Annotated in this window: 22 protein-coding genes and 1 tRNA gene; 13 read left to right on the top strand and 10 right to left on the bottom strand. The window is 64.2% G+C overall.

The window, feature by feature from the left end; translation table 11 throughout:
- Positions 1-3: 3 nt before the first annotated feature.
- The 5 genes from ugpE to FNV92_RS00505 form a co-directional block, all read right to left on the bottom strand.
- Positions 4-852: a sn-glycerol-3-phosphate ABC transporter permease UgpE gene (ugpE, locus tag FNV92_RS00525; protein WP_014438747.1), complete on the bottom strand. Its 849-nt coding sequence runs from the start codon at positions 850-852 to the stop codon at positions 4-6.
- Positions 852-1,733, bottom strand: a complete 882-nt coding sequence (gene ugpA, locus FNV92_RS00520) for a sn-glycerol-3-phosphate ABC transporter permease UgpA (RefSeq protein WP_014438746.1) — start codon at positions 1,731-1,733, stop codon at positions 852-854. The genes ugpE and ugpA overlap by 1 nt, the downstream gene beginning before the upstream one ends.
- A 45-nt stretch (positions 1,734-1,778) precedes the next feature.
- Positions 1,779-3,095, bottom strand: coding sequence for a sn-glycerol-3-phosphate ABC transporter substrate-binding protein UgpB (gene ugpB, locus FNV92_RS00515; RefSeq protein ID WP_143842646.1), 1,317 nt, complete (start codon positions 3,093-3,095; stop codon positions 1,779-1,781).
- Positions 3,096-3,314: 219 nt separating this feature from the next.
- Positions 3,315-4,517, bottom strand: a complete 1,203-nt coding sequence (locus FNV92_RS00510; protein ID WP_143842647.1) for a CaiB/BaiF CoA transferase family protein — start codon at positions 4,515-4,517, stop codon at positions 3,315-3,317.
- A gap of 177 nt (positions 4,518-4,694) precedes the next feature.
- Positions 4,695-5,120, bottom strand: a complete 426-nt coding sequence (locus tag FNV92_RS00505) for an organic hydroperoxide resistance protein (protein ID WP_061023501.1) — start codon at positions 5,118-5,120, stop codon at positions 4,695-4,697.
- A 145-nt stretch (positions 5,121-5,265) separates the two neighbouring features.
- On the opposite strand from FNV92_RS00505, the gene FNV92_RS00500 reads away from it, so the two are divergent.
- The gene (locus FNV92_RS00500; RefSeq protein WP_143842648.1) at positions 5,266-5,724 is read left to right on the top strand and encodes a MarR family winged helix-turn-helix transcriptional regulator; all 459 of its coding nucleotides are present in this window, start codon (positions 5,266-5,268) and stop codon (positions 5,722-5,724) included.
- Between the two features lie 6 nt (positions 5,725-5,730).
- Here the strand turns inward: FNV92_RS00500 and FNV92_RS00495 are convergent, their stop codons facing one another.
- From FNV92_RS00495 to FNV92_RS00485, 3 genes are all read right to left on the bottom strand, one after another.
- Entirely contained in the window at positions 5,731-5,973 is a 243-nt protein-coding gene (locus FNV92_RS00495) for a GIY-YIG nuclease family protein (RefSeq protein WP_143842649.1), read from the bottom strand.
- Positions 5,974-6,112: 139 nt separating this feature from the next.
- Positions 6,113-6,188: transfer RNA gene (locus FNV92_RS00490), tRNA-Ala, on the bottom strand.
- A gap of 95 nt (positions 6,189-6,283) precedes the next feature.
- Positions 6,284-6,688 carry a TIGR02300 family protein gene (locus FNV92_RS00485; RefSeq protein WP_143842650.1) on the bottom strand — a complete coding sequence of 135 codons (405 nt, stop codon included), beginning with the start codon at positions 6,686-6,688 and terminating at the stop codon, positions 6,284-6,286.
- Positions 6,689-6,860: 172 nt separating this feature from the next.
- Here FNV92_RS00485 and aroA point away from each other — a divergent pair, with 172 nt between their 5' ends.
- The 12 genes from aroA to FNV92_RS00425 all read left to right on the top strand — a co-directional run bounded on the left by aroA (position 6,861) and on the right by FNV92_RS00425 (position 18,946).
- Complete coding sequence (gene aroA / locus FNV92_RS00480; protein WP_143842651.1) at positions 6,861-8,198, top strand: 3-phosphoshikimate 1-carboxyvinyltransferase; 1,338 nt, start codon at positions 6,861-6,863, stop codon at positions 8,196-8,198.
- Positions 8,195-8,833 carry a (d)CMP kinase gene (gene cmk, locus FNV92_RS00475; protein WP_143842652.1) on the top strand — a complete coding sequence of 213 codons (639 nt, stop codon included), beginning with the start codon at positions 8,195-8,197 and terminating at the stop codon, positions 8,831-8,833. Before aroA ends, cmk begins: the two co-directional genes overlap by 4 nt.
- Before the next feature lie 267 nt (positions 8,834-9,100).
- Positions 9,101-10,804 (top strand): 30S ribosomal protein S1, encoded by a 1,704-nt coding sequence (gene rpsA / locus FNV92_RS00470; protein ID WP_014438737.1) that lies wholly within the window; start codon positions 9,101-9,103, stop codon positions 10,802-10,804.
- A gap of 182 nt (positions 10,805-10,986) precedes the next feature.
- A complete protein-coding gene (gene sppA, locus FNV92_RS00465) occupies positions 10,987-11,967 on the top strand; it encodes a signal peptide peptidase SppA (RefSeq protein ID WP_143842654.1) in 981 nt (326 codons plus the stop codon).
- Positions 11,968-12,139: 172 nt separating this feature from the next.
- The gene (locus tag FNV92_RS00460) at positions 12,140-12,445 is read left to right on the top strand and encodes an integration host factor subunit beta (RefSeq protein ID WP_007598410.1); all 306 of its coding nucleotides are present in this window, start codon (positions 12,140-12,142) and stop codon (positions 12,443-12,445) included.
- A gap of 81 nt (positions 12,446-12,526) precedes the next feature.
- Positions 12,527-12,919: a DUF1049 domain-containing protein gene (locus tag FNV92_RS00455; protein WP_143842655.1), complete on the top strand. Its 393-nt coding sequence runs from the start codon at positions 12,527-12,529 to the stop codon at positions 12,917-12,919.
- Positions 12,920-12,985: 66 nt separating this feature from the next.
- On the top strand, positions 12,986-13,645 hold the full coding sequence (locus FNV92_RS00450) for a phosphoribosylanthranilate isomerase (protein ID WP_143842656.1): 660 nt from the start codon (positions 12,986-12,988) through the stop codon (positions 13,643-13,645).
- Positions 13,642-14,859, top strand: a complete 1,218-nt coding sequence (trpB, locus tag FNV92_RS00445; protein WP_143842657.1) for a tryptophan synthase subunit beta — start codon at positions 13,642-13,644, stop codon at positions 14,857-14,859. The genes FNV92_RS00450 and trpB overlap by 4 nt, the downstream gene beginning before the upstream one ends.
- A complete protein-coding gene (gene trpA, locus FNV92_RS00440; RefSeq protein WP_143842658.1) occupies positions 14,856-15,692 on the top strand; it encodes a tryptophan synthase subunit alpha in 837 nt (278 codons plus the stop codon). Before trpB ends, trpA begins: the two co-directional genes overlap by 4 nt.
- A gap of 111 nt (positions 15,693-15,803) precedes the next feature.
- Positions 15,804-16,745 (top strand): acetyl-CoA carboxylase, carboxyltransferase subunit beta, encoded by a 942-nt coding sequence (accD, locus tag FNV92_RS00435; protein WP_143842659.1) that lies wholly within the window; start codon positions 15,804-15,806, stop codon positions 16,743-16,745.
- Complete coding sequence (locus FNV92_RS00430) at positions 16,742-18,085, top strand: bifunctional folylpolyglutamate synthase/dihydrofolate synthase (protein WP_143842660.1); 1,344 nt, start codon at positions 16,742-16,744, stop codon at positions 18,083-18,085. Before accD ends, FNV92_RS00430 begins: the two co-directional genes overlap by 4 nt.
- A 120-nt stretch (positions 18,086-18,205) precedes the next feature.
- Positions 18,206-18,946 carry a metallophosphoesterase family protein gene (locus FNV92_RS00425; RefSeq protein ID WP_168213404.1) on the top strand — a complete coding sequence of 247 codons (741 nt, stop codon included), beginning with the start codon at positions 18,206-18,208 and terminating at the stop codon, positions 18,944-18,946.
- Positions 18,947-18,948: 2 nt separating this feature from the next.
- Here FNV92_RS00425 and FNV92_RS00420 read toward each other — a convergent pair whose 3' ends face one another.
- Together FNV92_RS00420 and trxA are read right to left on the bottom strand one after the other, a co-directional pair.
- On the bottom strand, positions 18,949-19,956 hold the full coding sequence (locus tag FNV92_RS00420) for an ATP-dependent DNA ligase (RefSeq protein WP_143846127.1): 1,008 nt from the start codon (positions 19,954-19,956) through the stop codon (positions 18,949-18,951).
- Positions 19,957-20,100: 144 nt separating this feature from the next.
- Positions 20,101-20,421 (bottom strand): thioredoxin, encoded by a 321-nt coding sequence (gene trxA, locus FNV92_RS00415; RefSeq protein ID WP_007598398.1) that lies wholly within the window; start codon positions 20,419-20,421, stop codon positions 20,101-20,103.
- Between the last annotated feature and the right edge of the window lie 28 nt (positions 20,422-20,449).

Below are 20,449 nucleotides of genomic sequence, written 5' to 3'. Positions count from 1 at the left end.
CACTTACTTCTCGGTCTCGACCAGGCCGCGCACGAACAGTTTCTGCATCACGACGACGACGAACACCGGCGGCAGCATCGCCAGCACGGCAGTCGCCATCACGATCGGCCATTCGGTCAGCGCGTCGGTGGTGGTGATCATCTTGCGGATGCCGACCTGGATGGTCTGCATGTCGTCGCGCGTGGTGATCAGCAGCGGCCAGAGATACTGATTCCAGCCGAGGATGAAGAGGATCACGAACAGCGCCGCCATGTTGGTGCGCGACAGCGGCAGCAGCGTATCCCAGAAGAAGCGCAACGGGCCGGCGCCGTCGATGCGCGACGCCTCCAGCAGCTCATCCGGCACGGTCATGAAGAACTGGCGGAACAGCAACGTCGCCGTCGCCGACGCGATCAGCGGCAGCGCGAGGCCAGCATAGCTGTCGAGCATGTGGAGGTCGGCGACGATCTTGTAAGTCGGATAGATGCGCACCTCGACCGGCAGCATCAGCGTGATGAAGATGATCCAGAAGATCGGCATCCGGAACGGAAAGCGGAAATACACGATCGCGTAGGCCGAGATGATCGAGATCGCGATCTTGCCGATCGCGATCGCCAGCGCCATCACCAGCGAGTTCAGCATCATGTTGCCGACGGGCTCGCGGGTCGAGCCGCTCGTGCCGACGAAGATGGTCTGGTAGTAGGTCTCGAGGAAATGCCCGCCCGGCAGCAGCGACATCTGCCCGTTGGCGATCAGCGCGTTGTCCTGCGTCGAGGCGATGATCGCGATGTAGACCGGAAACGCGACGACCGCGATCCCGATCCAGAGGATGAAATGGGCGACGTAGCGCCGGAAGCCCTCTTCCTCGACCATCAGTAGGTGACCTTGCGTTCGACGAAGCGGAACTGGATTCCCGTCAGCACGATGACCATCACCATCAGGATCACCGACTGCGCCGCCGAGCTGCCGAGATTGCCGCCGAGGAGGCCGTCGGAATAGACCTTGTAGACCAGCGTCACCGTCGATGTGCCGGGACCGCCGCGCGTCATGGTGTCGATGATGCCGAAGGTGTCGAAGAAGGCGTAGACGATGTTGACGACCAGCAGGAAGAAGATCGTCGGCGACAGAAGCGGGAAGGTCACGGTCCAGAACCGCCGCATCGGCCGGGCGCCGTCGATCGCGGCGGCCTCGAACACGCTCTTCGGGATCGCTTGCAGGCCGGCGAGGAAGAACAGGAAATTATAGGAGATCTGCTTCCAGGCGGCAGCGAGGATGATCAGTGCCGCGGCCTGGTCGCCGTCGAGCAGCGGATTCCAGTCGATGCCCATTGCGCGCAGATAGCGCGAGAGCACGCCGAGCGAGGGATGCAGCATGAAGATCCAGAGAACGCCGACCACGGGCGGCGCGACCGCATAGGGCCAGATCAAGAGCGTGCGGTAGAGCATCGAGCCGCGCAGGGGCTTGTCCGCCATGACGGCGAGCAGCAGCGCAAAGGACAGCGATGAGACGGCGATGGCGAACGAGAACAGGAAGGTCCGGACGATCGCCTCGAAATAAGCTGGGTCCTTGAAGAGATCGATATAGTTCTCGAACCAGACGAAGGTGGTCGATAGGCCAAAGGCATCCTGCAGCAGGAAGGACTGGATCACCGCCTGCAGGGCCGGCCAATAAAAGAAAATCAGGACGATCGCGAGCTGCGGCGCAACCAGCGCGTAGGGCAATAGCTTGGATTGGAAAATGGCTTGCTTTTGCATGATGGGTGGCGCCGGCAGATCTTGGTGCCTGCCGGCGCCTTCGCCTTATTTTACAGCGGTCTTTTCGAACTGGCGCAGCATCGTGTTGCCGCGCTCGACGGCGGCATCGAGCGCCTGCTTGGCGGTCTTCTTGCCGGCCAGCGCCTGCTCGATTTCTTCCGACCAGACGTCACGCAGCTGCACCATGTTGCCGAGGCGCAAGCCCCGCGAGTTCTCGGTCGGCTCCTTGTTGGTCAGCTCGAGCAGGGGGGTCTCGAGATAGGGCTGATCCTTGTAGAAGCCTTCTTCCTTCGCCTTGGCGTAGGCCGCCTTGGTGATCGGCAGGTAGCCCGAGGCCTTGTGGATATAGACCTGGCGGTCGGTATCCGAGAGGAAGGTCAGGAACTTCGCGACGCCCTTGTACTCGTCGGCCGACTTGCCGCCCATGACCCAGAGCGAGGCACCGCCGATGATCGAGTTCTGCGGCGCGCCCTTGACGTCAGGATAATACGGCATCGGCACAGCGGTGAAGGCGAACTTGGCCTGTGCCTTGACGTTGCCGAAGAACGCCGACGAGGTCAGGTAGATCGGGCATTCGCCCGACGTGAAGCGGCCTTCGCCGGTGTTGGTGCGGCCGGCATAGTCGTAGGTCTTGTCCTTTTGCAGCTCGATCAGCTTCTCGAGGTGCTTGACCTGAAGCGGTCCGTTGAACTCGAGCACGGTGTCGAAGCCGTCGAGGCCGTTGGCCTTGCTGGCGAGCGGCACGTTGTGCCAGGCGGACAGCTGCTCGAGATTGACCCAGGTAACCCAGGAGCCGGAGAAGCCGCAGGTCGGATGGCCGTTGTCGTGAAGCTTCTTGGCAGCCGCGAAGGTTTCCGGCCAGGTCTTCGGGATCTCGACGTTCGCCTTCTTCAGCTCGTCGAGGTTGACCCACATCACGGTCGAGGACGAGTTGAAGGGGAACGATAGCATTTCGCCCTTCGACGTCGAGTAGTAGCCGGTGATCGCGGACAGATAGTTCTTCGGATCGAACTTCTCGCCGGCGTCGGCCATCAGCTTGTAGACGGGCTTCACGGCGCCGGTCGCGGCCATCATGGTCGCGGTGCCGACTTCGAACACCTGCATGATGTGCGGGGCGTTGCCGGCGCGGAACGCGGCGATGCCGGCGTTCATCGTGTCGGGGTAGTTGCCCTTGTAGGTCGGAATGACCTTGTAATCGGTCTGCGACGCGTTGAAGTCGGTGGCGAGCTTGACGATGACGTCGTTGTTGGCGCCGGTCATCGCGTGCCACCACTGGATCTCGGTCACAGCCAGCGCCGGCGAAGCCGTCATGCCAACCGTGACTGCAAATGCGGCAGCCGCTCCAAAGTGTCGAAGAGCCATCAAGTAAACCTCCCTTGGCCGTCAAAAAGATCGCTTGCGCTAGCAGCGCCATATGACGTTCACATGACTGTGTAAGCGGGAGAAACGAAAGCGGCAAGCGCTGCTAAATGGGAAGCCGTCAAATAGGCTAAGGCGACGCAGGCAGCCTCCTCCGTTCGCAGTGTACATGCATGCCCGCGCCGCAGTGCGGCATCATTTCTGTGATGAGGTGAGGGGTTCCTATCGCTTGCGCTCGGGGCCGCAGACCGTGCCCTTCTCGACCATGGCGTCGATCTCGGCCTTGGAATACCCGAACTCGCCCAGCACCTCCTGAGCGTGCTGGCTGAATTTCGGTGGCAGGCGGCGCAGGCTCGGCTTGCTGCGATCGAGCCGGATCGGCGAGGCCACGCCCTTGTACCAATCCTTTTCGATAATATCGCCGCGCGCGATCGTGTGCGGGTTCGTCAACGCCTGGTCGATCTTCTGCACCGGACCTGCGGGCAGGCCCGCGGCAAGCAGGCGATTGCACAGCGGTTCCGCCTCGTGCTGGCTGAACACCGCGGCGAGCTCGGCGCGCAGCGCCTCTCGATTGGCGATGCGGTCCTTGTTGCGGGCAAAGCGCGGATCGGTGCCGAGCTCGGGCTTGCCGATCTCCTTGGCGAGCTTGCGAAAGGTGCCGTCATTGCCGACGCCGATGAAGATGTTGTCGGTCTTGGTCGGGAAGATCGCGTAGGGAACGAGATTGGGATGCTCGTTGCCGGTGAGGCCGGGCGGCTTGCCATGCATGAAATAATTCGCGGTGTGCGGATGCATGATCGCAAGGCCGGTCTCGTACAGTGTCGTCTCCAGGAACTGCCCTTTGCCCGAGCGCTGCCGTTCCGACAGCGCCATCAAAATGCCGATCGCCGCATAGAGGCCGGTGCCGATGTCGACCAGCGGCACGCCGATCCGCATCGGCCCGCTCTCCGGCGAGCCGGTCGCCGCGATCATGCCGGTCATGGCCTGGATGATGGCGTCATAGCCCGGATTACCGCCGCGCGGGCCGTCGGCGCCGAAGCCGCAGATCCGGCAATGCACGAGGCGCGGGAATTTCTCGCGCAACACCTCGTTGCCGATACCCCATTTCTCCAGCGTGCCCGGCTTGAAATTCTCGATCAGGACGTCGGCCGTCTCGAGCATCTTGAGCAGCACGGCGCGGCCGCCTTCGGAGGCGAGGTCGAGGCCGATCGAACGCTTGTTGCGGTTGATGCCGATGAAATAGGCCGCGTCCTCCTCGTGGAAGGGAGGACCCCAGTCGCGCACCTCGTCGCCCGCGGGCGGCTCGACCTTGATCACGTCGGCGCCATGGTCGGCGAGGATCTGGGTGCAGTAGGGACCGCCAAGCACGCGCGTGAGATCGATGACGCGCAGTCCGGTCATTGCGCCCAAAACGGCTTCAGTCATGCCTTCGCTTCCCCTGTGTCGGCGTTTGATCACAGGCCTAGCGAGGTTTTTTTGTGCCAGCAATGGCTTGTTGCGGTGGGGCGTATGCAGGGCCGCCGTGCAATCCCGCGGCGCGGCAAAACGAAACGGAAGCAGCCGGCCCGAGGGGGATCTCGGGCCAGCCAATCCGCCGTTGGATCAGACGACCGTCAGGCGAACGTCGACATTGCCGCGCGTGGCATTGGAGTAGGGGCACACCTGGTGGGCCTTCTCGACCAGCGCCTCGGCTTCGGCACGGGCAAGGCCCGGCAGCGAGACGGCGAGATCGATGTCGAGGCCGAAGCCGCCTTCCGAGCGCGGGCCGATGCCGACGGTCGAGGTGACGGAAGCGTCAGCCGGGACCTTCGGGCCGCCCTGGGACGCCACGAATTTCATCGCGCCGATGAAGCAGGCGGCGTAGCCGGCCGCAAACAGCTGCTCGGGATTGTTGCCGGCGCCGCCGCCGCCGCCGAGCTCCTTCGGCGTGGTGAGCTTGACGTCGAGCGCGCCGTCGAGGGTCGCGGCATGGCCGTCGCGGCCGCCGGTGGCTTTTGCGCTGGTCTTGTAGAGAACGTTCACGGACATTTTCGTCTCCTCGGGTTGGGTGATCTCTATGTCGCAAACAATTAGATTGTGTGCAATTGATATTTGCATGCCTCACATTTAATTGTTCGCAATTGAATGTGCCGCCGGCCGGCCCCAGAATGAGGAAAGCCTCGTGAGATTCTCCATGCCCCGGAAATTATCGACCCTGGATCCGCAACGCCTCGACAACCAGATCTGCTTCGCGGTCTATTCCGCCGCGCACGCCTTCAACCGTGTCTACAAGCCGCTGCTGGACCGCCTCGGCCTGACCTATCCCCAATATCTTGTGATGCTGGTGCTGTGGGAGCGCGACAACGTGCCGGTGAAGGACATCGGCGAGAAGCTGTTCCTCGATTCGGGCACGCTGACCCCGCTCCTGAAGCGGCTCGAGGCCGCCCATCTGCTCAAGCGCACGCGCTCGAGCGAGGACGAGCGGCAGGTGCTGATCACACTGACGCCCCAGGGCCACGCGTTGAAAGACAAGGCGCGCAGCGTGCCGCAATCGATCCTGGCGGCATCGGACTGTTCGGTCTCGGAACTGGTGGCGATGAAGGACGAGATCGTCGCGCTGCGGGACAGGCTGAATGCGGTGATTGGGGAGTAGGGAGAATCAGCAGAGCCGCTTTTTTGAGAAGGCGCGGCCTGAGTGTGACTTGAGATATTTCTCGAATGCCAAGGCCTTCAGCTTGTCGGGGAAAGCGCAATACCAGACCAGCTTCCACGGCTTGAACTTGGCAGTATGAGCGGATTTACCGGCATTGTGCTCTGGAATGCGCCGCTTCAAATCCTCGGTCGCGCCAATGTATTCTTGGTCGGGGAATTCGATGCTGCGGATGATGTAGACGTACCACATCGTAGGCTCGCACGGCGGAAGCTTAGGGATAGGGGGCGCGTCTACCAGTCCGTCTTCGCCCCTCGGGCTTCGCCGGACACCACGCTTCGCCCTTCGGGCTGTGCGCGGCTGCGCCACGCGTAGCCCGAAGGGCGAAGCGTGGTGGAGCCAGGCGGGATCGAACCGCCGACCTCTTGCATGCCATGCAAGCGCTCTCCCAGCTGAGCTATGGCCCCGTAGTCCTTAAATGGGACGATCCTGGTAGATCACTCCCGACCGGCGAGCCTGGTGACTCGCGCGGTGCACCCTTTTTCACAGATCAGGGCTGATCTCAAGTCTCTTCATCACCTCCGACGTCACCAATGATGTCGGTGACGTCCTCATCGCCCTCTTCGTCGTCGGCGATAAAGGTCGAATCATCGTCGTCATCGTCCTCGATGGTCTCGTCGACCTCGATATCGTCCTCGGATTCGGGCACGACAGCCTTGACCTTGCCGGTGTTTTCCTCGGCGTCGGCCTCCTCGAGCGAAACCTCCTCGACCTCCGCCGGCTCCGGCGCGGTGTCGGCGGCCGGCGCATGGCGGGGTTCGGCCCGGCTCGCGCGGGCCGGCGCAATCGGCGCAATCGGCACCACTTCGCCGGTATAGGGCGAGATCACCGGAGTCTTGTTGAGGTCATAGAACTTCTTGCCCGTGGTCGGGCAAATACGTTTGGTTCCGAGTTCGGACTTGGCCACGGCAGAGGAATCCTGGGAATGTCGGAAAAGCGGTGTTTCACTTGGCTAGTTGGCGGCCCGCTGTCAATAGCGCATTACGGGAGAAAGACATGCCGGTGACGGCGAGGATACCTTGTGGTACCTGCCCGCGAGCCCCAAAGGGGCATCCAGGGGTACATCCAAGGACACAATCTTGACCCATTCCGACAAGCCGACGCCGCTCACGTCGCGGGCCAGCGGCCCCCTGACCGGAAAAGTACGGGTGCCCGGGGACAAGTCGATTTCCCACCGTGCGCTCATCCTGGGCGCGCTCGCGGTCGGCGAAACCCGGATTTCGGGCCTGCTGGAGGGCGAGGACGTCCTCAACACCGCCAAATCCATGCAGGCGTTGGGCGCCAGGGTCGAGCGCACCGGCGATTTCGCCTGGAAGGTGAACGGCGTCGGCGTCGCCGGCTTTGCCGAGCCCAAGGAGCCGCTCGATTTCGGCAACTCCGGCACCGGCTGCCGGCTCGTCATGGGCGCCGTTGCCGGCTGCCCGATCTCCGCTGTGTTCGATGGCGACGCCTCGCTGCGCAGCCGCCCCATGCGCCGGATCCTGGACCCGCTCGAAAAGATAGGCGCGAAGGTCGTTTCCGGTGGCGAGGGGGGCCGTCTGCCGCTGACCGTCCAGGGCGCCCGCGATCCGCTGCCGATCACCTACAAGACCCCGGTCGCCTCGGCCCAGATCAAGTCGGCGGTGCTGCTGGCGGGCCTCGCCGCGCCGGGCATCACGACGGTGATCGAGAGCGAGGCCAGCCGCGACCATACCGAGCTGATGCTCAAGCATTTCGGTGCCGAGATCACTTCGACGCCGGAAGGCCAGCATGGTCGCCGCATCACGCTGGTGGGCCAGCCCGAGCTGCATGGCGCGACGGTCGTCGTGCCCGCTGATCCATCCTCCGCGGCCTTCCCTGTCGTCGCCGCATTGATCGTCGAGGGCTCGGACGTCGTGCTGCCCGATGTCATGACTAATCCGCTGCGCACCGGCCTGTTCACCACGCTGCGCGAAATGGGCGCGTCGATCGAGGAAAGCGACGTGCGCGGTGATGCCGGCGAGCCGATGGCGCAGCTGCGCTTGCGCGCCTCGAAACTGCGCGGTGTCGAAGTGCCGCCCGAGCGCGCGCCGTCGATGATCGACGAATATCTCGTGCTGGCGGTTGCAGCCGCTTTCGCCGAGGGCACCACCATCATGCGCGGCCTGCAGGAGCTTCGCGTCAAGGAATCCGACCGGCTCGAGGCCACCGCCGACATGCTCCGCGTCAACGGCGTGAAGGTCGAGGTCTCCGGCGACGATCTGATCGTCGAGGGACGCGGTCATGTCCCCGGCGGCGGCACTGTCGCCACCCATATGGATCATCGCATCGCGATGTCCGCGCTGGTGATGGGCTGCGCCTCCGACCAGCCGGTCACCGTCGACGACACCGCCTTCATCGCCACCAGCTTCCCGGATTTCATCCCGATGATGCGTTCGCTTGGGGCAGAGTTTTCATGATCATCGCCATCGACGGACCGGCCGCCTCGGGCAAGGGGACGCTCGGCAAGCGCCTCGCCCATCATTACGGCTATCGTCATCTCGATACCGGCGTGATCTATCGCGCGGTGGCCTACGCCCTGATGCAGTCGGGTCATGACCTCAGGGACGAGGCGGCAGCGGTCGCGGCGGCGCTGGAACTCGATCCCGAAAAATTCGGCAATCCCGCCCTGAAGACCCAGAAGGCCGGCGAGGCCGCCTCCATCGTCTCGGCCATCCCCAGGGTCCGCGAGGCCCTGGTCAATTTCCAGCGGCAATTCGCCGCCGATCCGCCCGGCGCCGTGCTTGATGGCCGCGACATTGGAACCGTGATCTGCCCGGATGCCGACGTGAAGATCTTCGTCGTCGCCGACCCCAGGGTCCGCGCCCGCCGCCGGACCATGGAGGCCAGGGCGCGGGGCGAGGAGGCGGACGAGGCGGCCGTGCTGGCCGACATCATGCAGCGCGACGAACGCGACCAGAACCGGCCGATCGCCCCCCTGAAACCCGCCCCCGATGCTTACTTGCTAGATAACTCCCAACTGGATATAGAAGCGGGCGTCCGGGCCGCCATCGACATTATCGAGGCCGTCCGAGCGGGCCGGTCGCGGGGTTAAGCCGCTGCCGTCATTGGAGGAAGCGCCCGCTCCCGCTCTTTGAGGTCGATACGTCGGGTCCTTCGTTTCGGGACCGGCGCGATCCAGGCTCCGGACAAAGATTCTCAACGTATCGAACGCGCGGGCCTCAGCCGGCCCGCTTCCGCTGTTCCGGTTCAAACCGGGGCAACGAGCGGTCGCTCGAAGGTTTTGTGGACCTTCCGACACTGCGCGCCCGAGACGCCCTTGAACCCAACGGCCGGCACGACATCCGCAACTGGAGAACAAATGGCTTCGACTTCCGCTGATACCTATAGCCCCTCGCGCGATGATTTCGCCGCGATGCTCGATGAGTCCTTCGCAGGTGGCAACCTGCAGGAGAGCTCCGTCATCAAGGGCAGGGTTGTTGCAATCGAAAAGGACATGGCCGTCATCGACGTCGGCCTGAAGACCGAGGGCCGCGTCGCCCTCCGCGAATTTTCCGGCCCCGGCCGTGACAGCGAGCTCAAGGTCGGCGACGAGGTGGAAGTGTTCCTCGATCGCATCGAGAACGCCCTCGGCGAAGCCGTGCTGTCGCGCGACAAGGCGCGCCGCGAAGAGAGCTGGGGCAAGCTCGAGAAGGCGTTCCAGAACAACGAGAAGGTCAACGGCGTCATCTTCAACCAGGTCAAGGGTGGCTTCACTGTCGACCTCGACGGTGCCGTGGCCTTTCTGCCGCGCTCGCAGGTCGACATCCGTCCGATCCGCGACGTTGCGCCGCTGATGAACAACTCGCAGCCGTTCCAGATCCTCAAGATGGACCGCCGCCGCGGCAACATCGTCGTCTCCCGCCGCACGGTGCTGGAAGAGACCCGCGCCGAGCAGCGTCAGGAGCTGGTGCAGAACCTCGAAGAGGGTCAGGTCATCGACGGCGTGGTCAAGAATATCACCGATTACGGTGCGTTCGTTGATCTCGGCGGCATCGACGGCCTGCTGCATGTCACCGACATCGCGTGGCGCCGCGTCAACCACCCGACCGAGGTGCTCTCGATCGGCCAGACCGTGAAGGTCAAGATCATCAAGATCAACCACGAGACGCACCGCATCTCGCTGGGCATGAAGCAGCTGCTGGACGATCCGTGGCAGGGCATCGAAGCCAAGTACCCGCTGGGTGCCCGCTTCACCGGCCGCGTCACCAACATCACCGACTACGGTGCGTTCGTCGAGCTCGAGCCGGGCATCGAAGGCCTGATCCACGTCTCCGAGATGTCGTGGACCAAGAAGAACATGCACCCCGGCAAGATCGTTTCGACCTCGCAGGAAGTCGAAGTGCAGGTGCTCGAAGTCGATTCCGTCAAGCGCCGCATCTCGCTCGGCCTCAAGCAGACCATGCGCAACCCCTGGGAGGTCTTCGTCGAAGGTCACCCGACCGGTTCGGTGGTCGAGGGCGAAGTCAAGAACAAGACCGAGTTCGGTCTGTTCCTGGGCCTCGAGGGCGACGTCGACGGCATGGTCCATCTCTCCGACCTCGACTGGAAGCTTCCGGGCGAGCAGGTGATCGACAACTACAAGAAGGGCGACATGGTGAAGGCCGTGGTGCTCGATGTGGACGTCGAGAAGGAGCGCATCTCGCTCGGCATCAAGCAGCTCGAAGGCGACCCATTCGCCGAGCCGGGCGATGTCAAGAAGGGCGCGGTCGTGACCTGCGAAGTGCTCGAAGTGAAGGAAAGCGGCATCGAGGTGAAGATCACCGGTACCGACTTCTCGACCTTCATCAAGCGCTCGGAGCTCGCGCGTGACCGCAACGACCAGCGCGCCGAACGCTTTGCCGTCGGCGAGAAGGTTGATGCCCGCGTGATCCAGTTCGACAAGAAGGCCCGCAAGGTCCAGGTGTCGATCAAGGCGCTCGAAGTCGCCGAAGAGAAGGAAGCCATCGCGCAGTACGGCTCCTCCGATTCGGGAGCGACGCTCGGCGACATCCTCGGCACCGCGCTCAAGAACCGCGACAAGTAAGCGAAACGAAGGTTTCGCTGACACCAAAGCCCCGGCGCGAGCCGGGGCTTTTTTGTTGCGCTCCATCGGGCTGCGCGAGGCCTTGTTTTCTTCAAATTGCGCCGCAATTGATGTATCCAGATAAGCCAATGGTCACGCTGTGACGGCACAACGCGCTTGGCCCTTCATTTGGAGATATTGCGATGTCGCTCGATTCGGACATCATCGTCGATCGCCGCAGGATTCGTCGCAAGCTGACGTTCTGGCGCGTGGCCGCCGCCCTGATCGCGATCGCGGCAGTCGCAGGCTTCGCGCTGATCGCGACGCCCGGCGCGCGCGGCACGTTCGCAGCCGCCGGCTCGATCGCGCGCGTTCAGATCGAAGGCCTGATCCGCAGCGATTCCGACCGCACGCAGGCGCTGGAGCGGCTGGAGAATTCCCAGGCCGCCGCGGTCATCGTCCATATTAACTCGCCGGGCGGCACCACCGCCGGCTCCGAGCAGCTTTACGATTCGCTGGTGAGGCTGAAGGCGAAGAAGCCGCTCGTCGTCGTGGTCGAAGGCCTTGCCGCCTCCGGCGGTTACATCACGGCGATTGCGAGCGACCACATCATCGCCCAGCAGAGCTCGCTGGTCGGCTCGATCGGCGTGCTGTTCCAGTTTCCCAACGTCTCGGAGCTGCTGAAGACCGTCGGTGTCAAGGTCGAGGAGGTGAAGTCCTCGCCGCTGAAGGCCGCGCCCAACGGCTTCGAGCCGACCAGCCCGGAGGCACGCGCCGCGCTCGACGCGCTGGTGAAGGATTCCTACGCCTGGTTCAAGGGCCTGGTGAAGGAGCGGCGTGGCATGGATGACACGCAGCTCGAAAAAGTCGCCGATGGCCGCGTCTTCACCGGGCGCCAGGCGATCGATCTCAAGCTGATCGACCAGCTCGGCGACGAGAAGACCGCGGTGACCTGGCTGGTCGAACAGAAGGGCGTCAAGAAGGGACTCACCGTCCGCGATTACAAGCTTGAGCCGCGCTTTGGCGATTTGCCGTTCCTCAAGGCGGCGGCTGCCGTGACGCTGGAAGCGCTCGGTTTAGGCTCGATTGCGCATCAGATCGGGCAAACCGGTGTCGCGCAGGCCGTGGACCGGTTCGGAATGGATGGAATGCTGGCCCTGTGGCAGCCGGCGGCGTCAAACTGACCGGGGTCGGGCGAGCGCAAAAGGCTTTTCCCGTCTCACGGGTGTCGGGCCAGCCCGCTTTTTCGGCATTTGTCACGTGTTTTCACGACGCTCAACCTTGATTTAGCGTCTTGACAGATCACGGTATTTTCACGGAAATGGTCATCCGCACGCTTCCGGGTCCTATCTCTCGATGATCAAATCCGAACTTGTTCAGCGTATCGCCGAGCACAACCCGCATCTGTACCAGCGGGATGTCGAGAACATTGTGAATGCGATTCTCGAAGAGATCGTAGCGGCTCTCGCGCGCGGTGATCGCGTCGAGTTGCGCGGCTTCGGTGCCTTCTCGGTCAAGCATCGCCCTGCACGCGCCGGGCGTAATCCCCGCACAGGCGCCCATGTCCCCGTCGACCAGAAGAGCGTTCCGTTCTTCAAGACCGGCAAGGAAATGCGTGAGCGGCTGAACCGCGACCATCCGGATCCCGGCGCGCCGGATTAAGGCCGTCGTCGACCGTCGTCCGGGTTTAACCGAACGGCCGCATGATGCGGCAGCAAGCTTGATTCAAGACGAGCGATCGCGATGCGAAAGTTCCTGACCGCGCTGATCGTGATTCCGCTGGGCCTGATCCTGGTGGCCTTCGCTGTGGCCAACCGGCATTTCGTCACGGTCTCCTTCGACCCCTTCATCTCGGAAGATCCGTCGCTGTCGGTCACGCTGCCGCTGTTCCTGCTGCTGATCCTGGCGGGCGCCCTCGGCGTCCTGGCCGGCGGCTGCGCGGTCTGGTTTGGCCAGCGGCACTGGCGGCGTGCGGCGCGCCGAAACGACGCGGATGCGCGGGCAGCCAGGCTCGAACTGGCCGATCTGCGCGCCCAGGCCGCTGCGGCAAAGCCCGGATCCCAGCGCCTCCCCGTTCCCGCCGGGGTGGGCCTTTACGGGCCCGTCGGGCGAGACAAGCAGCGCGCGACGTTGTAGAAGCGGCCGCAACCGAAAACCCTGCTTTCCGGCCGCGAAGCTGCGGCCGCAACCCGCTTTGAGACCATGTCCCTGCTCGTCAAGATCTGCGGCCTGTCCACGCGCGAGACGCTCGAAACAGCGCTCGACGCGGGCGCCGACATGGTGGGGTTCGTGTTCTTCCCGCCGTCGCCGCGGCACCTGTCGCTGGAGGCCGGCCGCGATCTCGGCCGCCAAGTGAAGCGGCGCGCGCTCAAGGTCGCGCTCACGGTCGATGCCGACGATGCCACGTTCGACAACATCATGGATGCGTTGTCGCCGGATATCTTTCAGCTCCACGGCAAGGAGACCGTGGCCCGGCTGCGCGACATCAAGCAGAAGTTCGGCCGCCCGGTGATGAAGGCGCTGCCGGTCGAGACCGCCGCCGATCTCGCCCTGCTGCCCGGCTATGCTGCGGTCGCCGACCGCATCCTGTTCGACGCGAGGCCGCCGAAGGACGCAACGCGGCCCGGCGGGCTCGGCGCCCCCTTCGATTGGCATCTTCTCCAAAACCTGGAGCTCGCGCTGCCGTATATGGTTTCGGGCGGCCTGCATGCAGGGAACGTCGCCGAGGCCGTCCGCGTCACCCGCGCCGGCGGCGTCGATGTCTCCTCCGGTGTGGAGAGCGCTCCCGGTGTGAAGGATCCGGAGATGATCAAAGCCTTCATTCGCGCCGCGCGCGCCACCCAGGAATTGAGCGTCCGATGAACATCGCCAAACCAAACTCCTACCGAAGCGGCCCCGACGAGCGCGGCCATTTCGGCATTTTCGGCGGACGCTTCGTCGCCGAAACCCTGATGCCGCTGATCCTCGATCTGGAAAAGGCCTACACCGAGGCCAAGGCCGATCCGGCCTTCCAGGCCGAGATGGACGGCTATCTCAAGAACTATGTCGGACGGCCCTCGCCGCTGTATTTCGCCGAACGCCTGACCGAGCATCTGGGCGGCGCCAAGATCTATCTTAAGCGCGAAGAGCTCAATCATACCGGCTCGCACAAGGTGAACAACGTGCTCGGCCAGATCATGCTGGCGCGGCGCATGGGCAAGAAGCGCATCATTGCCGAGACCGGCGCCGGCCAGCACGGTGTCGCCACCGCGACGCTGTGCGCGCGGTTCGGGCTCGAATGCATCGTCTACATGGGCGCGGTCGACGTCGAGCGGCAGCAGCAGAACGTGATCCGCATGGAGATGCTGGGCGCGACAGTGATGCCGGTGCAGTCGGGCACGCGCACGCTGAAGGACGCCATGAACGAGGCGCTGCGCGACTGGGTCACCAACGTGCACAATACCTTCTATTGCATCGGCACAGTGGCGGGTCCGCACCCCTATCCGACGCTGGTGCGCGATTTCCAGTCGATCATCGGCAACGAGACCAAGGCGCAGATGCAGGAGATCGAAGGTCGCCTGCCGGATTCCTTGGTTGCCTGCATCGGCGGCGGCTCGAACGCGATGGGCCTGTTCCATCCCTTCCTCGACGATTCCACCGTCGAGATCTTCGGCGTCGAAGCCGCGGGCCACGGGCTCACGCAGCTGCATGCCGCCTCGATCGCGGGCGGCCGCCCCGGCGTTCTGCACGGCAACCGCACCTATCTCCTGATGGACGCGGACGGCCAGATCCAGGACGCGCATTCGATCTCGGCCGGCCTCGATTATCCCGGCATCGGCCCCGAGCATTCCTGGCTGCACGAGATCGGCCGCGTGAACTATCTCTCCGCGACCGACGACGAGGCGCTCGCCGCGTTCCAGCTGCTGTCGAAGCTTGAAGGCATCATCCCCGCGCTCGAGCCCGCGCACGCCATCGCCAAGGTGATGGAGCTAGCGCCGAAGCGGCCGAAGGACCACCTGATGGTCGTCAATCTCTCCGGCCGCGGCGACAAGGACGTCCCGCAGGTCGGCGACATCCTGAAGGGCAAGAGCAAGTGACCACGCGTATCGACACCCGTTTTGCCGAGCTGAAGAAGCAGGGCCGCTCGGCCTTCGTCACCTATGTGATGGCCGGTGATCCCGATCTCACGACGTCGCTGGAGATCGTCAAGGCGCTGCCCAAGGCAGGCTCCGACGTCATCGAACTCGGTATTCCCTTCACCGATCCGATGGCGGATGGCCCCTCGATTCAGGCGGCAGGTCTGCGCGCGCTCAAGAACGGCACGACCTTGAAGAAGACGCTGGAGCTGGTGCGCGGCTTCCGCAAGGACGACAATGTCACGCCGCTGGTGCTGATGGGCTATTACAATCCGATTTACATTTACGGCGTCGACAAGTTCCTGGCTGATGCCAAGACATCAGGCGTCGACGGCCTGATCATCGTCGATTTGCCGCCGGAGGAAGACGAGGAGCTCTGTATTCCCGCGCTGAAGGCGGGCCTGAACTTCATTCGCCTGGCGACCCCGACCACTGACGACAAGCGTCTGCCCGCCGTACTCTCGAATACGTCGGGCTTCGTCTATTACGTCTCGATCGCCGGCATCACCGGTGCAGCGGCGGCGGACGCGACTGCCGTCGGTGAAGCCGTCGCGCGCATCAAGCGACATACCAATCTGCCGATCTGCGTTGGCTTTGGCATCCGCACGCCGGAGGCGGCGCGGGCGATTGCCGAGAAGGCCGATGGTTCGGTGGTCGGCACCGCGCTTGTCGACGCACTCAAGAACAGCCTCGATGCGGACGGCCACGCGACCGCCAAAACCGTTAGCGCCGTGGCCGAGCTGACCGCAGCCTTGGCCAAGGGCGTCAGGGGCGCGCAACAGGCGGCGGAATAGGCCATAATTCCGCTTCCAGGGCGGGCGACACGGCGGCTTGCCGGGCAACGGCCCGGCCGCCATATATCCCTTCAGGCGATCCCCGGGCGGGGTCGCACATCGGAGCAAACCATGAACTGGCTTACCAATGTGGTCCGGCCGAAAATCCGCAACATGCTGCGGCGGGAGACGCCGGAGAATCTGTGGATCAAGTGCCCGGATTCCGGACAGCTCGTGTTCTACAAGGACGTCGAGGCCAACCAGTTCGTCATCCCCGGCTCGAACTACCACATGCGCATGGGCGCGGTGGCGCGGCTGAAGTCGATCTTCGACAACGAGACCTGGTTCGACGTCGCATTGCCTGACGTCACCGCCGATCCGCTCAAGTTCCGCGACGAGAAAAAATACGTTGACCGCATCAAGGATGCGCGCGCGCGAACCAATCTGAACGACGCCGTCAAGGTCGGCTACGGCAAGCTCGAAGGCGCCGCCGTCGTCATCGCCGTGCAGGATTTCGATTTCATGGGCGGCTCGCTCGGCATGGCCGCGGGCGAAGCCTTGGTGCGCGGGCTCGAGCTCGCGGTCGAGAAGAAGTCGCCGTTCATCGTCTTCGCCGCATCCGGCGGCGCGCGGATGCAGGAAGGCATCCTGTCGCTGATGCAGATGCCGCGCACCACGGTCGGCGTGCAGATGCTGCGCGAGGCCAAGCTGCCCTACATCGTCGTGCTGACCAACCCGACCACCGGCGGCGTCACCGCGTCCTATGCGATGCTGGGCGACGTGCAGATCGCCGAACCCGGCGCGCTGATCGGCTTTGCCGGCGCGCGCGTGATCGAGCAGACCATCCGCGAAAAGCTTCCTGAGGGGTTCCAGCGCGCCGAGTACCTGAAGGACCACGGCATGGTCGACATGGTCGTGCATCGCCATGATTTGCGCCCGACGCTGGCGCGGCTTTGTCGTCTCTTGACCAAGGCGCCCGCGCTGGAAAGTGCGTCCAAATCAGCGCAGCCGGTCATCAGCCCGGCGCAGATCGTATCGGCTCCGGAAGTGGCGCCGGCCGCGCCGCACGCGTGAACGCGTCCGCCGACAATGCAAAGCCGCCGCTCGGTGAATTGATCGGGCGGCTGTCGGCCCTGCATCAGAAGCGCATCGATCTCGGGCTAGATCGGATGCACCGCCTGCTCGAGCGGCTGGGCCATCCCGAACGCAAGCTGCCGCCGGTGATCCATATCGCCGGCACCAATGGCAAGGGTTCGACGCTCGCTTATCTGCGCGCGACGCTGGAGGCCGCTGGCCTGCGCGTCCACGCCTACACCTCGCCCTATCTCGTCCGCATCAACGAATGTTTTCGGATCGGCCGCGTCGGTGGCGGCGTGCTCGTCGGCGATGACGAGTTGCGCGCGGCGCTCGAAGAGGTCGAGCGCGTCAATGCCGGCGAGGCCGCAACCGTGTTCGAGCTGAAGACCGCCGCTGCCTTTCACCTGTTCGCGCAGAATCCGGCCGATGTGGTGCTGCTCGAAGTGGGGCTCGGCGGCCGGCTCGATTCGACCAATGTCATCGATACGCCTGCGGCCTGCGTGATCACGCCAATCAGCATGGACCACATGGACTTCCTCGGCGACACGCTGACCTCCATCGCGGGCGAGAAGGCCGCGATCATCAAGCGCGGCGTGCCCGTGATTTGCGCCGAGCAGACGCCGGAAGCGATGGCCTTGATCGAGGCGCAGGCGAAGCGCATGCGCGCACCGCTGTTTGCCGCGAACGAGAGCTGGCACGTGAATGTCGAGCATGGCCGCCTGGTCTATTCCGACGAGCGTGGCCTGATGGATCTTGCGGCGCCGCGCCTGTTCGGCCGCCACCAGTTCGACAATGCCGGGCTCGCGATCGCGACACTGCGCGCGATTCCCGCATTCACGGTCAATCATGCGGCCTTCGAGGCCGGCATCGTCGGTGCCGAATGGCCGGCGCGGATGCAGCGTATCACTTCGGGCGAGCTGCTCGCCTTCGGACCGCAGGGCTCGGAGCTCTGGCTCGATGGCGGCCACAATGCGGAGGGCGGCCGCGTCGCAGCGGCGGCGCTCGGCGATCTCGAAGAGCGGGTGTCGCGGCCGCTGGTGGTGATTGCGGGCATGATGGCCAACAAGGACGCGCCGGCCTTCCTCGCCAATTTCGCCGGCCTCACCCGTCACATCATCGCGGTGTCGATTCCCGACATCGAAAACGCGATGCCGGTCGACCGGCTCGCGGACGCCGCGCGCAGCCTCGGCATGCGCGTCGAGATCGCGCCCGGCATCGAGGCCGCCTTGCGCGGATTGTCGAAGCTCGCCTACGAAGTGCCGCCGCGGATCCTGATCACCGGCTCGCTCTATCTCGCCGGCCATGTGTTGGGTCTCAACGGCACGCCTCCTGCATAGGTCTCGTGTCCCGGACAAGCGGAGCGCTGATCCGGGACCCAGAAGCCACATGGGCCCCGGCTCTGCAGCGCACCGCTGAGGAAGTGCTGCGCTCCGTCCGGGGGAGGAGAGAGACTGCCAATGCGTTTTGCCGCGATTGCCGACGTTCATGGAAACCATCTCGCGCTGGAGGCGGTGCTTGCCGATGTCCACGCGCAAGGCATCTCCGACATCGTCAATCTCGGCGACATGCTGAGCGGCCCGCTCGATGCGCGGCGAACCGTCGAGATCCTGATGACGCTCGACGCCGTGCACGTGCTCGGCAACCACGACCGCTATCTGCTCGACCGCCCGCCGGAGAAGATGGGCTCGTGGGACCGTCCCGCCTACGAAGCGCTCGATGCCGCGCAACTCGACTGGCTGCGCGCGCAGCCGATGACGCGCGTCTTCCTTGACCAGGTGTTTCTCTGCCACGCTACGCCCGAGAATGACGAGGTCTATTGGCTCGATACTGTGCACCCCGATGGTACGGTGGCGCTATCGCCGCTGGACCGGATCGAGCAGTTTGCTCAAGGCATCACGCAATCGCTGATCCTCTGCGCCCACACCCATCTCGCCCGCGCGGTGCGGCTTCGCGATGGCCGGCTGGTCGTCAATCCCGGCAGCGTCGGCAGCCCCGGCTATCGTGACGTGCACCCGTTCCCGCATGTCGTCGAGGCCGGCACGCCGCATGCGCGCTATGCGATCTTCGAAGCTGTCGATGGTGCCTGGCAAGTCACGTTCCGCCACATCGCCTACGATCATGAAACCATGGCTGCGCTGGCACGCCGCAACAATCAGCCGGAGCTGGCGAACGCGCTGGCGACGGGATGGATCAAGTAGCGCTATTTCAGCAACTTCATCGGATCGGCGGCCTTCTGCTTCAACTGCTCGAAGGTGCATTGCCGCGGCGCTTTGTCCGGGCGCCAGCGCAAGATCGAGGTGCCGTGGCGAAAGCGGTCGCCGCTGAAATGGTCGTAGCAGATCTCGATCACGAGCTTCGGCTTCAAGGGACACCATTTTGCAGAGCGCTCGGTGGACCACCGGCTTGGGCCGCCCGGCGCGTTGCCTGTGAAGCCGGGCTCGCCGATCAGAGCCTCCAGCTTTTCGGTCAACGCCGGCTTTTCTCCTGCCTTGATCGCAGAGGTGAAGCCGACGTGGTGCAGCAGGCCTTCACGGTCGTAGAGTCCGAGCAGCAGCGAGCCAACCACCTTTCGACCCGCGAGCTTGTTCGTCGCATAGCGGAAGCCGCCGATCACGCAATCGGCGCTGCGAAATTTTTTGATCTTCTGCATGCCGTCGCGATTGCCCGCCTGATAGGGCAGGTCGACGCGCTTGGCGATGACGCCGTCCGATCCGCCGCCGGATTGCGCCAGCCATTTCTGGGCAGTGGTGTAGCCGGTCGTGGCCGGCGATAGACGGAAGATGCTGGCCTTGAGATTGACTTGCGCAAACGCTTCGAGCGCCGGCCGCCGTTCGCTCAGCGGCTTCCCGGCCAGCTGCTTGTCCCGTGCCGTCGCGAGCAGGTCGAAGGCGAGATAGAGCGCCGGTGTTTCCAGCGAGAGCTTCTTCACTCGGCTTGCGGCGGGATGAATGCGTTGCAGCAGCGCGTCGAAGGAAAAGCCCGTTCCCTGCGGGATGACGATCTCGCCGTCGAGCGTAAAGCTGGTCGCCTTCAGCCTCAGCGCGGCAGCGACGATTTCAGGGAAATAGCGCGCCAGATCTTCGCCCGACTTCGAGCGCAGATCGACGGTTTTGCCGCTGCGCGCGAGCAGGCAACGAAAGCCGTCCCATTTCGGCTCGTATTGCCACGCCTTGCCGCGCGGGATCGTGTCGACCGACCGCGCCTCCATGGCAACGAGCGAGGTTGATTTTCGTGTGGGTTTTGCCGGCCGGGCACGCAAGGGCGGGACTCGTGGTACGCTGGACATGTCCCACCAACGCAAACGGCCGGCATTTCGCCGGCCGTTGTCGAAAATAATAGTTCGCGCCGCGGATCAGACCGCCGACGTGATCCACTGCTGCAGCTTCGCCTTCGGCGCAGCGCCGACCTGACGGGAGGCCATCTCGCCGCCCTTGAAGATCATCAGGGTCGGGATCGACATCACGCCGTATTTCGACGCGGTCTTCGGGCTCTCGTCGACGTTGAGCTTCACGATCTTGACCTTGTCGCCCATCGCGCCGGCGATCTCGTCGAGCGCGGGGGCGATCATGCGGCAGGGGCCGCACCACTCGGCCCAGAAATCGACGACGACGGGACCGTTCGCCTTGAGCACTTCGGCTTCGAAATCGGTGTCGGAAACCTTGCCAACGGCCATGGGAGTACCTCGTTCGGTTGAAAGAGAA

The sequence above is a fragment of the Bradyrhizobium cosmicum genome, from assembly GCF_007290395.2.
Classification (GTDB): Bacteria; Pseudomonadota; Alphaproteobacteria; order Rhizobiales; family Xanthobacteraceae; genus Bradyrhizobium; species Bradyrhizobium cosmicum.
This window is presented reverse-complemented; position numbering and strand designations above follow the sequence as displayed.